Source organism: Arthrobacter sp. P1_B4 (assembly GCF_056406555.1).
Window position 1 is genome coordinate 21,618 of the sequence record NZ_JBFTZW010000028.1, and the last position, 14,461, is coordinate 36,078.

At 66.4% G+C, this 14,461-nt stretch carries 12 protein-coding genes and 1 pseudogene; all 13 read left to right on the forward strand.

Translation table 11 applies throughout. The features are described from left to right. The first annotated feature begins 99 nt into the window (after positions 1–99). Positions 100–1,821: an ABC transporter ATP-binding protein gene (locus AC1D1W_RS11435; protein WP_243180690.1), complete on the forward strand. Its 1,722-nt coding sequence runs from the start codon at positions 100–102 to the stop codon at positions 1,819–1,821. Next, the gene (locus tag AC1D1W_RS11440; protein ID WP_476943739.1) at positions 1,818–3,167 is read left to right on the forward strand and encodes a phosphotransferase family protein; all 1,350 of its coding nucleotides are present in this window, start codon (positions 1,818–1,820) and stop codon (positions 3,165–3,167) included. The genes AC1D1W_RS11435 and AC1D1W_RS11440 overlap by 4 nt, the downstream gene beginning before the upstream one ends. After that, positions 3,164–4,294, forward strand: coding sequence for a phosphotransferase (locus AC1D1W_RS11445; protein WP_476943740.1), 1,131 nt, complete (start codon positions 3,164–3,166; stop codon positions 4,292–4,294). Before AC1D1W_RS11440 ends, AC1D1W_RS11445 begins: the two co-directional genes overlap by 4 nt. Positions 4,295–4,298: 4 nt before the next feature. Further along, positions 4,299–5,426, forward strand: a complete 1,128-nt coding sequence (locus AC1D1W_RS11450; protein WP_476943741.1) for a phosphotransferase — start codon at positions 4,299–4,301, stop codon at positions 5,424–5,426. Positions 5,427–5,510: 84 nt separating this feature from the next. Then, entirely contained in the window at positions 5,511–6,347 is an 837-nt protein-coding gene (locus tag AC1D1W_RS11455) for an alpha/beta fold hydrolase (protein WP_243180684.1), read from the forward strand. Between the two features lie 154 nt (positions 6,348–6,501). Continuing rightward, entirely contained in the window at positions 6,502–6,999 is a 498-nt protein-coding gene (gene uraD, locus AC1D1W_RS11460) for a 2-oxo-4-hydroxy-4-carboxy-5-ureidoimidazoline decarboxylase (RefSeq protein WP_243180683.1), read from the forward strand. Beyond that, positions 6,996–7,337, forward strand: a complete 342-nt coding sequence (gene uraH / locus AC1D1W_RS11465; RefSeq protein ID WP_230010411.1) for a hydroxyisourate hydrolase — start codon at positions 6,996–6,998, stop codon at positions 7,335–7,337. Before uraD ends, uraH begins: the two co-directional genes overlap by 4 nt. A 441-nt stretch (positions 7,338–7,778) precedes the next feature. After that, positions 7,779–9,119 carry an MFS transporter gene (locus AC1D1W_RS11470; RefSeq protein ID WP_243180682.1) on the forward strand — a complete coding sequence of 447 codons (1,341 nt, stop codon included), beginning with the start codon at positions 7,779–7,781 and terminating at the stop codon, positions 9,117–9,119. Between the two features lie 69 nt (positions 9,120–9,188). Next, a complete protein-coding gene (locus AC1D1W_RS11475) occupies positions 9,189–9,869 on the forward strand; it encodes a GntR family transcriptional regulator (RefSeq protein ID WP_028275851.1) in 681 nt (226 codons plus the stop codon). Continuing rightward, positions 9,869–10,654, forward strand: coding sequence for an aspartate/glutamate racemase family protein (locus AC1D1W_RS11480; protein WP_476943742.1), 786 nt, complete (start codon positions 9,869–9,871; stop codon positions 10,652–10,654). The genes AC1D1W_RS11475 and AC1D1W_RS11480 overlap by 1 nt, the downstream gene beginning before the upstream one ends. Before the next feature lie 25 nt (positions 10,655–10,679). Next, on the forward strand, positions 10,680–12,143 hold the full coding sequence (locus AC1D1W_RS11485) for an amidohydrolase family protein (RefSeq protein ID WP_476943743.1): 1,464 nt from the start codon (positions 10,680–10,682) through the stop codon (positions 12,141–12,143). Between the two features lie 8 nt (positions 12,144–12,151). Next, a complete protein-coding gene (locus AC1D1W_RS11490; protein WP_476943744.1) occupies positions 12,152–12,883 on the forward strand; it encodes a maleate cis-trans isomerase family protein in 732 nt (243 codons plus the stop codon). 147 nt (positions 12,884–13,030) lie between these two features. Next, positions 13,031–14,461, forward strand: a pseudogene (locus tag AC1D1W_RS11495) (pyruvate dehydrogenase (acetyl-transferring), homodimeric type); the annotation flags it as partial.

Genomic DNA, 14,461 nt, shown 5'->3' on the forward strand with positions numbered 1-14,461 from the left:
AGCGCACCGGCTGAACTCTCACCGCTGCGGCGGACCTTGCGATGCGTCCGCCCGCATTTGCGCGGGCACAGGCTGCTCATCACTTGGGGATTCATTGCCATGGCCGTGGAAATCCTCTTCCGGCTTCTTGAGCCGTGGCCGGTGAAAATCGTCCTCGACTCCGTCTCACACTCACTCGGCGCCACTCTGCGCAGGTCCCCGCTCAGCGTGGAGGCGAGCGCGGAGGTGTTGCTCCTCTGCGCCGGTGCGGTGGTTGTCATCTGCCTGATCCGGGCCGTGGCCGGCTACGTGTCCGCGATTTCGTTTGCCCTGGTGGGTACCCGGATTTCCTCCGAATTGCGCGCCCGAACCTTCCGCCACCTCCAGGGCCTGTCGATGCGCCACCACAGCCGCGCCTCCACCGGCGACACTGTCCAGCGGCTCGTCGGAGACGTGTCCCGGCTGCAGGATGTGGCCGTCACGGCGGGGCTCCCCCTCATCGGCAATTTCGTGTCGCTGATAGCAATGATGATCATCATGCTCTGGCTCGATCCTTTGATCGCACTGGTGACGTTCGTGTCCATCGGGATATTCGTGTTGGTGTCCCGCAAGAACTCGGGATCGATTACTACGGCGGCCCGCAAGTCACGCAAGGGTGAAAGCGCCCTGGCCACCACCGCCGCCCAGACGTTGGGCGCAATGCGCGAAGTCCAGGCGTACGGACTCGAAGACACCCTCAGCTCGGGCTTCAGCAAGAGCAACCAGTCGGCACTTGGCTCAGGGGTGGTCACGCTGCGGCTGGCCGCCAGCCTGCAACGGAAGACCGACGTCCTGACGGGAATCGCGACGGCGGTGGTCCTGGCTGCCGGTGGATGGAGGGTGATGCACCACGCGATGACACCCGGAGATCTGGTCGTTTTCCTGACTTACCTGAAAACCGGGCTGAGGCCACTCAAGGACGTGGCCAGGTACACCAGCCGTATCGCACGCGCGACGGCCTCCGGGGAACGGGTTGCGGACCTGCTTGAGGCCCAGAGTGACGTGCCCGAGTCACCGCACGCCGTCGCCCTCAAGAACCCGCACCCGGACATTGTGTTCGAGGACGTCTGGGCCGGCCACTTCGAGGAAACCGCGGTGCTCAAGGGAATCACTCTGACCATACCGGCGGGTCAGCACTGCGCCGTGCTGGGGCCTTCCGGGGCCGGGAAGTCCACGCTGGCAAGCATGATCCTCCGGATGGTGGACCCGTGGAAGGGAAGTGTCAGCCTCGGCGGCGAGGACCTGCGGGCCCTGAAGATCGCTTCCGTGCGTTCCCATGTCTCAATCCTGCTCCAGGACTCCGTGCTGTTCGGAACCTCCGTCCGGGAGAACATCAGGTTCGGCCGCCTCGATGCCACCGATGAGGAGATCGAAGCCGTGGCGGCCCTCGCCCAGGCCGACGGTTTCATCCGCGCACTGCCCCAGGGCTATGAAACCGTCCTTGGCGAGGCGGCCAACGATCTTTCCGGGGGCCAGCGTCAACGGCTGGCCGTCGCCCGTGCCATGCTCCGCAAGGCCCCGATCGTGATCCTGGACGAGGCGACCGCCGGCCTCGATCCGGCATCCCGGGATTCGGTCCTCAGCGCCCTGGACACACTCACCGAGGGCCGGACCTCCATCACGATCACCCACGACGTCAACTCGGCCCAATCGTGCGACCGGGTGATCTGGCTCGAAGACGGCCAAATCCTGGAAGACGGGCCGCCGCAGTCATTGCTGGCCGATCCGGATTCCCGCTTTGCCGGCTGGGTCCACCGGCAGCAGACCCCCGAGCCGGGTGAACTGTTCAAGGTGCCGACGTGAGCACCCCGCAGGGACAGCGGCTGCAGGGACGATGGCTGCAGGGACAGTGGCTGCAGGCGCAGCGGCGCGACGCTGACCGTGCCCTGGCGGCCCGTGACGTCCGGGTCCCTGGCCTGAACTGGGTGCTCGACGACGAGCTGCTCTCCGAGCTCCTGGGCGAAAGTGTCCAGATCGTCAGGACCCGCTACAAACCGCACACCTCCGCCCTCGTCGCCTTCCGCCGGACCGGCAACGGCAGTTACGGCAGCGGCAGTTATGCCAGCGGTGCCGGCAGCTACGGCTGGGCACTGACAACAACACCGGAGCACGTCGGGAAACTGCAGCAGCGGGCAGACAGTTCGCAAAAGCGCGGCGGCGGCATCCGGCTTATCCAGCCCGATCATCTCAACCCCGACGTCGCCGTGGCGGCCGGTCCCATCGAGGAGGACTGGCCGCTTCGCCCCAACCTGCGCTGGCTCCGGGACCACGGACTCCGTCGGCTCGGAGCGCTCCCCGCGGCAGGGCGCTTCCTGGACCCCCCGGTCAGCGTGCTGAGATACAACCCGGAGCGCAGGCTCGTTGCCAGGGTCCCCACGGAGACGGTCCCCGTCGTCGTCAAGACCGCCGTCCAAGCTGACGAGGCTGCCGCGGGACTCCGCCTGCGGCAGCGGCTTCAGAGCCACGGCATCCCGGTCCTGCCCGAACTCGCGGACCCGGAATGCGCCGCGCACGGCATCAGTGCCTCCCCGGGCTGGGGCCAGGGAGACCTGGGTGGCGGCGGCAACGATCCGGCCGCCTACCGGGCCGGCCAAGCCCTGGCGGCGATCCATGGCATGGACACGGAGCCCGGGGCGGACCGGATGACGGACATGGAGGACCTTGTACGCCAGCTCATGGCCACGCGGTCCATGATCGCCTGCCTGCTCCCCGGGCTCGAGGCTCCGGTGGACGCGCTCACCGGCCGGCTCCTGGCAGCTGTCGGCGCCGCCGGCCCCCGAAGGCAACAGCCGGTGATGGTCCATGGTGACTTTTCGGCGGACCAAGTACTGGTGGACGGCCCGGCCATCCGCATCATCGATTTCGACCGCGTGACGACCTCCGAGCCGGCGAGGGACCTTGGGTCCTTTGCCGCGGTGGAGGACATCGCAGACCCCGCCGGCGTCGGGCCCGTCGCCGGCGGCCGTAAGACGGCCCAGTTGATCGACGGTTACCGCGACGCCGGCGGGCATGTGACGCAGGCCGGGGTGGAGACCTGGGCGGCCTTCCGGTTGTTCCTGAACAGCGTCGACCCGTTCCGGAACCGGGCCAGCGACTGGCCGGCCGACACGAACTGGCAGATCCGCCGAGCTTTGGAGCTGATCGCGTGAGCTGGCACCCACCGCTTTGGAAATACATCGACGACGCCGGCACCCCGTGGCGCGTCCGCTGGGCGTGGCCCGACAAAGAACCCGGAGAATACCTGCTTGAGGTCGCGACTGCGGGACGGCCCGGCGTCCGGGGAGCCCATCTGAGCCAAGGCCACTTTGAGCTCCTGCCGGAGGACGATCCCTACCTGCCGGCCCTTCGGACGGAAAGACAGCGCGGGGAAATCATTTCCCACTGGCCTTACATGCGGGCGATCATCCGGGCGGAGGGCTGCTACATCAAGATCTTCCGGCCCGGAGGCGCCGCCGTCCCCGCCGAACGATGCGCCCAGATGGACCGCTTGCTGGACGCCGGTGCCTTCACGGCGCCCAAAGTGCTTCGGAGCTCCCCGGACACCCTCGTTTTAAGCGCCCTCTCCGGACCGACGCTCGGCGAAATCGGCGAGGACTACGTCACGATCGGCGAAAAAGATTTTGACGACGCATGGGAAAAATGGTCCCGCGCGTGGCTCGCCCAGCTGAGCGCGGCGTCTGACGCCAGCAGACGAACCATTCTGGGCGCAATGCCGGTCCATTCACCGGAGGCGGAAGCAAACGCCGCGGCCCGTTGGCTGAAACGATGGCTGCGCCACACAGAGAACGTCCCGGAACTGTCCACCCAACGCCACACGTTGATGGCCATGGCAGATTACGTCACGGCGAACTTGCTCGGCTCAGTACCGGACCCACTAGTATGGGCGCACGGAGACCTGCACGACCGGCAGATCATCGCTGGCGACGACCGGTCCCCGTTCGGGCTGCTGGACTTCGACGATGCTGCCCAGGCCGAGGCCGCCCGCGACCTCGCTTACCTGGATTTCCATCTGGAGCGCCGCCTGAGGCGCAATAGCCTGACGCCGGGGCGATACCTAAAGGCTCACTCGGAGGTGTTGGCCGTCGCCCGGCAACTGCAGGTCAGCCCGGATCGGTTCGATGCCTACTCGGACGCACGCTGGCTGCGCCTGGCCTGTTCTTCGCTCCCGTCGGGCTCATCTCTGGCGACCCGCGTTCTCGAGGAACGKGTACKGCATCGTCAGTCCTTCGGATTCACCCCACTGGCCGCCAGCCAGTCCCTCGGATCCAGGGGCTGATCCAATGGGCTGGCACCCGCCCGTCCCGGCCGCCGTCCTGGATGCTGACAACACCGAATGGCAGGTCATCCGGTCCTGGCCCGACGACTCCGCGGAGGACTACGTCCTGGAGTTGGGGGTTCCCGGCCGGGCAGGGGTCCGGGCAGCCCACCTCCGGGCGGGCCAGCTGGAGCTCCTGCGGGACGGCCGCGACCGGCGTCTCCCCGCCCTGAAGCGCGCGTCGCCGCTGGGGGTGGTGGTGGTGCACCGGGCCCACAAGCGTGCCGTGGTCAGAGCCGGGGAGCACCATCTCAAGCTCTTCCGGGCCCGCCAGTCCGATGAAGCAGTGGGCAGGCACGCCCGGATGAACGAGCTCCTCGGCGCAGGGGACTTCCTCACCCCGGAAATTGTTTCCTCCGCCCCTGGCTGCCTCACCCTCATGACGCTGCCCGGCCGTTCCCTGTTCGAGCTGGGAATCGACCCCGCGGTCAGCGATGTGGTCTTTGAAAATGCCTGGCAAAAATGGTCCCGGGCCTGGGTTCGGCAGCATTCCGTGGCCCGGACTCCGGCGCACCGCCCGAGCCTCGAGGCGCTCCCGCCCCGGACGGCCGCCGTCGAACTGGCGAGACTGCAACACACGGTGAACCTGTGGCTGGTGCACGCCGGGGACATTCCGGYGGCGCAAGCCGAGCGCGCGGCCGTCCGCGGGGCCGCAGGGCAGGCCGCCCAAAAGCTGCTCCGGACCGATCCGGATCCGCTGGTGTGGTCCCACGGGGACCTTCACGACAAGCAGGTCTTCACCGTGGATCCGGGCGCTCCCCTGGGTCTGCTGGACTTCGACGAAGCCTGCCGCGCCGAGGCCGCCGCCGACCTCGGCAACATCGCCGTGCACCTCCAGCTGCGCCTGCACCAACACCGCCTGACCGCCGAAAGGTACCAAACCGCCCGCCGCCACGTCATTGCCACCGCCGAGGAACTGCATGTCACCCCGGCGCGCTTCGACGCCTACGCAGCCGCGACCCGCCTGAGGCTCGGCTGCCTGTATTCCTTCCGGCCGCAGTGGGCGGACCTGGCGGAGGACTTCCTCATTCCGGATGGTGAACAGGCACTGGCGGCGGGAGTTCCGGCCGCTAAAGTGGAGCCCACGTACTGACTGCACATCAGATCGAAACCGCCCCACACCGAACCGCCCACACCGAACCACCGCGCATTGCGCCGAACCGGGAGGACCGCTGGCATGGCTTACATCAAGGTTGGAAGCGAAAACAGCACAGACGTCGAGCTCTACTACGAGGACCACGGATCCGGCCAGGCCGTGGTCCTGATCCATGGCTACCCACTGGACGGCTCGTCGTGGGAAAAGCAGAGCGCAGCGCTGCTCGGTGCCGGCTACCGTGTGATCACCTACGACCGGCGCGGCTTCGGACAGTCCAGCAAGCCCACCGAGGGCTACGACTACGACACGTTCGCGGCGGACCTCAACACCATCCTGACCACCCTCGACCTGAACGACGCCGTGCTGGTGGGCTTCTCCATGGGCACCGGCGAGGTGGGCCGCTACCTTGGAACCTACGGCTCTGCCCGGGTGGCGAAAGCCGTGTTCCTGAGCTCCCTTGAGCCATACCTCCTTCAGGCCGAGGACAACCCGGGCGGGGTCCCGCAGTCGGTGTTCGACGGGCTGATGGAGGCCGTGACGGCGGACCGGTACGCTTTCTTCACGGAATTCTTCAAGAACTTCTACAACAGCGAAACCCTCCTCGGCACCCCCCGGCTCAGCCAGGAGGTCATGAACGCCGGCTGGAACCTCGCCACCAGTGGTGGGGCCACGGCGTCGGCGGCAGCGCAGCCGACCTGGTACACGGACTTCCGTGCCGACATCCCCAAAATTGATGTCCCGGCCCTCATTGTGCACGGCACTGCGGACAACATCCTGCCGATCGATGTCGCGGGCCGCCAGTTCGCCAAGGCGCTGCCGAGCGCCGAGTATGTGGAGATCGACGGCGCCCCGCACGGCATGCTGTGGACCCACGCGGCGGAGGTCAACGAGGTTCTGCTGCGGTTCCTGGCGAGTTAGCCGGGGCTGTCGCGGAGCCGCCCCTGGTTGACACAGCTCAGACGGGTACGGTTCAATCTTTTGCATATGCTGAAATAACAGTTCCACGATACGAATATTTTGTCCGTATAGCCCTACACCGTGGATGCCAGCATTGACACAAAGGATCTGGCACATGCTGTTGGACGACTTTAATGCCGCCGGACGCGCGGAGGCCGCCGCCGCCCTGCGCCCCTGCCTGGACATCGAGCGATGGATTGAGGAGATCGTCGGCTCGAGGCCCTTCGACAGTCCGGAAATCCTCCTCCAAACCGCCGGCCGCGCGGCGGAACCGTTCACCGACGCGGAGGTGGAAGCCGCGCTGGCCCACCATCCCCGCATCGGCGAACGGGCCGCAGGAAACAGCGCGGAGGCCCGGCTCTCCCAATCGGAGCAGGCGAGCCTGGGCGCTCCGGATCCGGCCGTCGCCGCAGCCATCGCCGCAGGGAACCGGAGCTATGAAGAGAAATTCGGCCAGGTCTTCCTGATCCGCGCGGCCGGCCGGAGCCGCGAGGAGATCCTGGCGGCCCTCAACGCCCGGCTCGCCCACACTCCCGAAGAAGAACAAGTGGTCATCGGCCAGCAGCTGCGCGAAATCGCGGTACTCCGACTCGAAGGACTGATAGGCGCATGAGCACTTCCCACGTCACCACCCACGTTCTGGACACGGGTTCCGGCAAGCCCGCCGCAGGCGTCGCAGTCACCTTGGACATGCTCGACGGCGAACGCTGGGTCAGGATCGCGGCCGGCGCCACGGACGATGACGGCCGCGTCAAGTCGCTCGGCCCCGACAGCCTGGGCTCCGGCACCTACCGCCTGGGCTTCGACACCGGAGCCTATTACGCGGCCGCCGGGACCGAGACCTTCTTCCCCGAAGTCACACTGACCTTTGCGGTGTCCGAAGCGCAGGCCCACTACCACGTCCCGCTTCTGCTGAGCCCCTTCGCCTACTCCACCTACCGGGGCAGCTAAGCCCGGAGCAGCCAAGACCGGCTGCCAGCACCACTCCCACCGCTACCGGCCCCCGGCACCGCTCCGGGAGCAGGCCTCCCTGCCTGGTGGCCGGCGCAGCCATGGTCCCGCGCAGCCATGCACCCCGGGCCAGTCACAAACGACATTTTCGCGGCGAACCGGCCCAGCCGGCCCATGACCCTTGACAGTGGCCCACGTCACTCCTAATCTGAATTTTGGGATCCCAAAACGGGATCCCAAAACAAGAAAGCTTTGCCGGGCCCCGCCCTCCCAGATTCTGCACCTGATCCGAACCTGATGTCAGCGCTGACATCAGCCCCCTATCAACCGCTGCGATCGACACAGGGCCCGCGCACAGGACGCCCCACACTCCGGCATCCTGCCCCTCAAACAAATCCCCCATCACTTGCCGGCATGTTTACTCTCTATCAAGGAGAAGTTGTGTCTCTTCCAAATACCGAAACAGCAATACAGCCTGCTGAACCCACAGGCTCCAAGGACGGCGTGCAACGGCGCACGAATGTCCGATGGAAAATGTTCCTCCTCCTGTTGGTCCTCGTGTCCGTGAACTACATCGACCGGGGATCCATCTCTGTCGCCCTGCCCATCATCCAGAAGGAATTCAACATGGCCCCGGAGCTCGTGGGCCTCCTGCTCTCGGCGTTCTTCTGGACCTACGCCCTCATGCAGATCCCGGTCGGCTGGCTGATCGACAAGTTCGGCCCCCGCAAGGTGATGACCGCGTCCTGCGTCGGCTGGGGTGCCGCAACGGCGGCCTCCGGCCTGGCCGGAGGCTTTGTCAGCATGTTCATCGCCCGCCTCGGCATCGGCGTCACCGAGGCCGGCGTCATGCCGGCCGGCGGAAAGCTGAACGCCATCTGGATGCACAAATCGGAACGCGGCCGCGGCGCCACCATCCTTGACGCCGGAGCCCCTTTGGGCGCCGGGCTCGGCGGCATCCTCATCGCAGGCCTGATCGCCTCGACGGGCAGCTGGCGGAGCTCCTTCATCATCGCCGGCGCCGCCACCGTCCTCATGGGCCTCGCCGTCTGGTGGTACGTCCGGGACAACCCCCGCCAGCATCGCGGAGTCAACGACGCCGAAGCCGAGTACATCGAGGCCTCCCACGCCGCCGAGGACGCCGAAGCCGAGCTCGACGGCAGCAAGGGCAAGCGCGCCCTGCTCCCCTACCTGAAGTTCCGTTCCTTCTGGGCCATGTGCTTCGGCTGGCTGGGCTTCAACGGCGTCTTCTACGGCCTGCTCACCTGGGGCCCGCTCTACCTGGCCCAGGCCAAGGGCTTTGACCTGAAGACCATCGGCTGGTCCACGTTCGTGATCTTCGGCGCCGGTTTCGTCGGCGAAATCCTCGGCGGCACCATCGCCGACAAATGGCGGGCATCCGGCGCCTCGGCCAACCGCGTCATGCGCACCCTACTGGGCACCTCCAGCGTCGTAGTGATCGGCGGCCTTGTCGGTGTCACCGTCGTTGCCGACCCGACGACGGCGGTAGTCCTGCTCTCCGTCGTCATGTTCTTCCTTCGCTGGGTGGGCCTCTTCTGGAGCATCCCCTCGATCCTGGGTGGCCGGACCAACGCCGGCGTCCTGGGCGGCGCGATGAACTTCAGCGGCAATATCTCCGGCTTCGTCACCCCGATCGCGGTCGGCCTGATCGTCGGTGCCACCGGCTCATACACCTGGGCGCTGCTGTACTTCGTGGGATCCGCGATCATCATGGGCGCATCCGTGCTGACCCTGAACTACAACAAGCGGCTCCCTGTCTAAGCTAGGCCACGAAACACCAGTTCCCGAAGCCGGGAACGCAGTGCCATAAAGAACCCGAAATGGAGCACCATGCTTACCGCAGAAGAAACCCAGGACAAGGAACGCCCCCTCCGGGAGGCTGTCCGGGACACCCTCCGCAACAGGATCTTTGAAGGGCACTACGTTCCCGGCACCAGGCTGGTGGAGCGCGACCTCGCCGCCGAATTCAACGTCTCCCGCCTCCCGGTCCGCGAGGCGCTGCGAATGCTGCGCCAGGAAGGCCTGGTCAGCGACCGCGGCGCTCGCGGGGCCGAAGTCAGCTCGCTCAGCCCCAAAGACGTGGAGGATCTCTTCGACGTCCGCCAGTCGCTCGAAGTGCTGGCCTGCAGACTGGCCGCGGCCCGCGCCACACCGGAGGACCTCAGTGCGCTGGAAGCCTTGTTGGACGCGGCCGAGCTCTCTCTAGCCAAGGGCGCCATTATGGACGCCCACCGGGCCAACAGCGAATTCCACGATGCCATCACCCGGATCGCCAACAACGGCTTCCTCAAATCGGCGCTCGAACCCCTCCAGGGCCGGATGCACTGGCTGTTCCGGCATGTGAGCGACCTCCCCGAACTCATCGAAGAACATCGGGCGCTCTACACCGCGATCGCCAGCGGTGACCCTGACCGGGCGGCTGCCCAGTCGGCGTCGCACATCGACAAATACCGGGAACAGTTTCCGGAGAATTTCCGCCGGACGGAACCCGACCTTCATCGGAAGAAGTAATGAAACTCCTTGTCATCAACCCCAACATCAGCAACGATGTCACTTCGCTGATCGAATCCGAAGCCCGGCGTTCAGCCTCGCCCGGAACCGAACTGGTAGTCCGGACCGCCGGCCACGGCGTCGAATACATCGAAACCCGCTTTGAATCGCTGATCGCCGCCGGTGCCGTCGCCGAAATCATCGCAGAGTACACTCGCGACGGCGCCAGCGTCGACGGCGTGGTGGTCGCCGCATTCGGCGACCCAGGGATGCCGGCGCTGAAGGAACTCGCCGACGTCCCCGTCATCGGAATTACCGAGGCGGCACTCTGCGCCGCCGCCCTGCAGGGGCACCGGTTCTCGATCATCGCCATCTCGGACCGCATCCGGCCCTGGTATCTGGACTGCGTTGAACGGTTCGGGCTCGCCGGCCGGCTGGCCTCGATCCGCTCCATCAACGAGAGCCTCAACGGCATCGGCTCCGTGCAGCATGACTTCAAGGAGACCCTGCTGGCGCTCAGCCGCCAGGCCGTCGCCGAGGACGGGGCCGACGTCGTGATCCTCGCCGGCGCGCCGCTCGCCGGACTTGCCCGCGAGCTTGCAGGCCAGATCCCCGTCCCCGTGGTGGACGGCATTTCCGCTGGCATCCAGATGGCCCAGTCCGTAGTCAACCTCCAGTCCGGTCCGCACCGGGCCGGCGCCTTCGCGCCGCCACCGGTCAAGGCCCGCAAGGGACTTTCGAAAAACCTCGATGCCGCCCTCACGACGGCGCAGCACGCCACCCGGCTGCCCGCACCGTCCCACTAATTTTCTTTCTCGAAGGAGGACAACGATGTCCCACACCCCAGACCTTGTCATTGCCAACGGCACCGTGGTCAACAGTTTCGGCCGCCAGAATGTGCACGTCGTGGTGCACGGCAGGACGATCGTCCAGCTCGTGGACGCTTCTGAGCCGGTCCCCGCTGCCGCCAGGACCATCGACGCCGCCGGCCAGCTGGTGATTCCGGGTGGCGTGGACGGCCACTGCCATGTCGCCCAGGTAACCGGACGGTTCCGAACCCTGGACGACTACCGGACCACATCCACCGCTGCCCTCTGGGGCGGCACCACCACCATTATCGACTTCGGCATCCCCCGCGACGCCCGCGAGACCCCGCTGGCCGCGGTGTTGCACAAGAAGGAACTGGCACGCGAGTCCCGCTGCGACGTCGCCCTGCACGGCTCGGTGGTCCAGTGGGACGAGACTGTGCCGTGGCAGCTCGAACAGCTCGCCGCCGAAGGTGTCCGTTCGGTCAAGATGTACACCACGAACCGGGGCACCACCATGGCCGACGGGGACACCATCCTGAAGGTCATGCGCGAGATGGTCCGGCTCGACGGCCTCACCTACATCCACGCCGAACACGATCCCATCATTGCCGACTGCACCCAGCAGCATGCGGACGACGGCCGCATCGGCATCGAACACCTGCACCGGACCCGGCCCGAACTCGCGGAGGAGATCTCGGTCAAGGAGACCCTGGCGATGGCCGAGTACACCAACGCTCCCGTCTACTTTGTGCACCAGTCCACGCCGGGGGCCGTAGACCTCGTCGCCGGGGCCCGCAGCCACGGAATGGACGCCTTCTCGGAAACGTGCCCGCACTACCTCACCCTGGACGACACCGTCTACGGCACGTCCTTCCCCGAGTGGTACGCCTGCTGCCCGCCGATGCGCAGCCCCGAGACCGTCGCCGCGTTGCGGGACCGGCTTGCCGCCGGAGCCATCCACACGGTGGCCTCGGACCACTCCTGCTACGACGTCACGCAAAAGCGCGAGCGGTCCGATGACATCCGCGCCATGCCGCACGGCCTGCCGGGAGTCGAAACCCGCATGCCTGTCACCTTCACCGCCATGATGGACGCCACCGGCGGGGCAGCCCGGGTGGAGGATTTCGTGGAAGTGTTCGCCGCCGGTCCGGCCCGGATCAACGCCCTGCCGGGCAAGGGAACGATCGCAGCAGGGTACGACGCCGACCTCGTCGTCTTCGATCCCGCACAGGAACGCACCGTTGACGGCGCGGGCCTGCACATGGGGACTGACTTCTCGCCCTTTGACGGCAGGACGCTCACCGGCTGGCCCGCCGTCGTGGTGTCCGCCGGACGCGTGGTGCTGGACGCCGGCGGCTTCCATGACCCCGGCCCCGTGGGCCAGTTTGTGGCCCGAAACGGTTTCCGCGAACACCAGGCGGCCGCGGCCACCGCCCCCGTCAGCGCTACCCCCGCCCCCGCCGCTGTCTACCCCGCTGCCCGCTAGGAGCACCCATGCCTTCCGCAACCCGCCCCACCCGTATCGGCATGATCGTGCCGTCCTCCAACACCTGCCTCGAGCCGCAAAGCTACCGGATCCTCGGCGACCGCGACGACGTGACAATCCACTTCGCCAGGATCCAGGTCACGCGGATCGCCCTCGACGATTCCTCCGACCGGCAATTTGATGCCCCGGCAATGCGGGCCGCCGCCGAGATCCTGGCGACCGCCGACGTCGACGTCATCGCGTGGAACGGCACTTCAGGATCGTGGCTCGGCGCCGATCACGACCGCGAACTCGTCAGGGGAATGCAGGACGCCACCGGCATTCCCGCCACCACCTCCACACTGGCCTACATGGAGGCTTTCCGGTCCTTCGGCACCGAGCGGATCGGGCTGTTCACCCCGTACACAGAGGACGTCAACGAACGGATCGTGGCGTCCTACGAACGGGACGGGATCAAAACACTTGACCACCGTTTCCTCGGCCTGAGCGACAACGAATCATTCGCCCGGGTCTCCGACGCCGAGATGCGGCCCGGATCGCTGGAACTTGCGGCACAGAACCCGGACGCGCTCGTGTACCTCTGCACCAATCTCTACGGTGCCAACATCGCGGAGGAAATCGAGGCGGCCATGGGCGTTCCCGTGCTCGATTCGGTGGCCGTGACCCTGTGGCACTGCCTCAAAATGGCCGGCGCCCCGCTGCTCTCCCCGAGGTGGGGCAGGCTGCTCACCTCAGCCTGACCGCCAAGGCACCGACCTTCCAACCGATTGTGACTGCCGGGCCGCGGTGATGCGCCGCTGATGTTGACGCGTCCCAGCCTCTCTCGATAATCTCGAAATGCAAGAAAGTTTTTCCACATAATGAAAAATATTGATCACCATTCAACGATGAAGAGTGAGGTGGACGTGGCTGCAGGAGAAGATACCTCCCATATCCTCAGCGGGTTGACAAACCAGCTGCCTGATCGTGATCCGGAAGAGACCGCCGAGTGGCTGGAGTCCCTGGATACCCTGATTCAGGAACAAGGCACCGAACGTGCCCAGTACATTATGCGAAGCCTGCTCCAGCGGGCCGGCGCGCAGTCCGTGGGTGTTCCGATGGTCACCACCACGGACTACGTCAACACCATCCCGGTCGACCAGGAAGCSSCRTTCCCCGGGGATGAGGAGATCGAACGCAAATACCGTGCCTGGCTGCGCTGGAACGCCGCGGTGATGGTGCACCGGGCKCAGCGSGCGGAYATCGGCGTCGGCGGCCACATCTCCACCTACGCCGGTGCCGCGACCCTGTACGAGGTCGGCTTCAACCACTTCTTCCGCGGCAAGGACCACCCCGGCGGCGGCGACCAGGTYTTCTTCCAGGGCCACGCCTCSCCCGGCATGTACGCCCGCGCCTTCATGGAAGGCCGGCTCTCCGAGGAGGACCTGGACGGGTTCCGSCAGGAGAAGTCCAAGGAAGGGCACGCCCTGTCCTCCTATCCGCACCCGCGCCTGATGCCGGAGTTCTGGGAATTCCCSACCGTCTCGATGGGCATCGGCCCGATGAACGCCATCTACCAGGCCCAGTCCAACCGGTACCTGCACAACCGCGGCATCAAGGACACCTCGGACCAGCAGGTCTGGGCGTTCCTGGGCGACGGCGAAATGGACGAGCCCGAGTCCCGCGGCCTGCTCCAGCTCGCGGCCAACGACAAGCTCGATAACCTCAACTTCGTGATCAACTGCAACCTCCAGCGCCTCGACGGTCCCGTCCGCGGCAACGGCAAGATCATGCAGGAACTCGAAGCGTTCTTCCGCGGTGCCGGCTGGAACGTCATCAAGGTCGTCTGGGGCCGGGAGTGGGATGACCTGCTGGCCAAGGACGAGGACGGCTCGCTCGTGAAGATCATGAACGAGACCGTCGACGGGGACTACCAGACGTACAAGGCCGAGTCCGGCGCGTTCGTCCGCGAGCATTTCTTCGGCAAGACCCCGCAGACCAAGGAAATGGTCCAGGACCTGACCGACGACCAGATCTGGAACCTCAAGCGCGGCGGTCACGACTACAACAAGGTCTACGCCGCCTACAAGGCCGCGACCGAGTTCAAGGGCAAGCCCACGGTCATCCTGGCGCACACGGTCAAGGGCTACGGCCTGGGCACCCACTTCGAGGGCCGCAACGCGACCCACCAGATGAAGAAGCTCACCCTCGCGGACCTCAAGGCCTTCCGCGACCACCTGCGCATCCCGATCACGGACGACCAGCTCGAAGCGGACCTCTACCGGCCGCCGTACTACCACCCCGGCATGGACTCCCCCGAGATCCAGTACCTGATGGAC

Bases quoted from the DNA above. Each gene is read 5' to 3' on its own strand.
- AC1D1W_RS11435 (WP_243180690.1), top strand. From the start codon at position 100: ATGGCCGTGGAAATCCTCTTCCGGCTTCTTGAGCCGTGGCCGGTGAAA.
- uraH (WP_230010411.1), top strand. From the start codon at position 6,996: ATGAGCACTTCCCACGTCACCACCCACGTTCTGGACACGGGTTCCGGC.
- AC1D1W_RS11490 (WP_476943744.1), top strand. From the start codon at position 12,152: ATGCCTTCCGCAACCCGCCCCACCCGTATCGGCATGATCGTGCCGTCC.
- AC1D1W_RS11485 (WP_476943743.1), top strand. From the start codon at position 10,680: ATGTCCCACACCCCAGACCTTGTCATTGCCAACGGCACCGTGGTCAAC.
- AC1D1W_RS11475 (WP_028275851.1), top strand. From the start codon at position 9,189: ATGCTTACCGCAGAAGAAACCCAGGACAAGGAACGCCCCCTCCGGGAG.
- AC1D1W_RS11455 (WP_243180684.1), top strand. From the start codon at position 5,511: ATGGCTTACATCAAGGTTGGAAGCGAAAACAGCACAGACGTCGAGCTC.
- uraD (WP_243180683.1), top strand. From the start codon at position 6,502: ATGCTGTTGGACGACTTTAATGCCGCCGGACGCGCGGAGGCCGCCGCC.
- AC1D1W_RS11480 (WP_476943742.1), top strand. From the start codon at position 9,869: ATGAAACTCCTTGTCATCAACCCCAACATCAGCAACGATGTCACTTCG.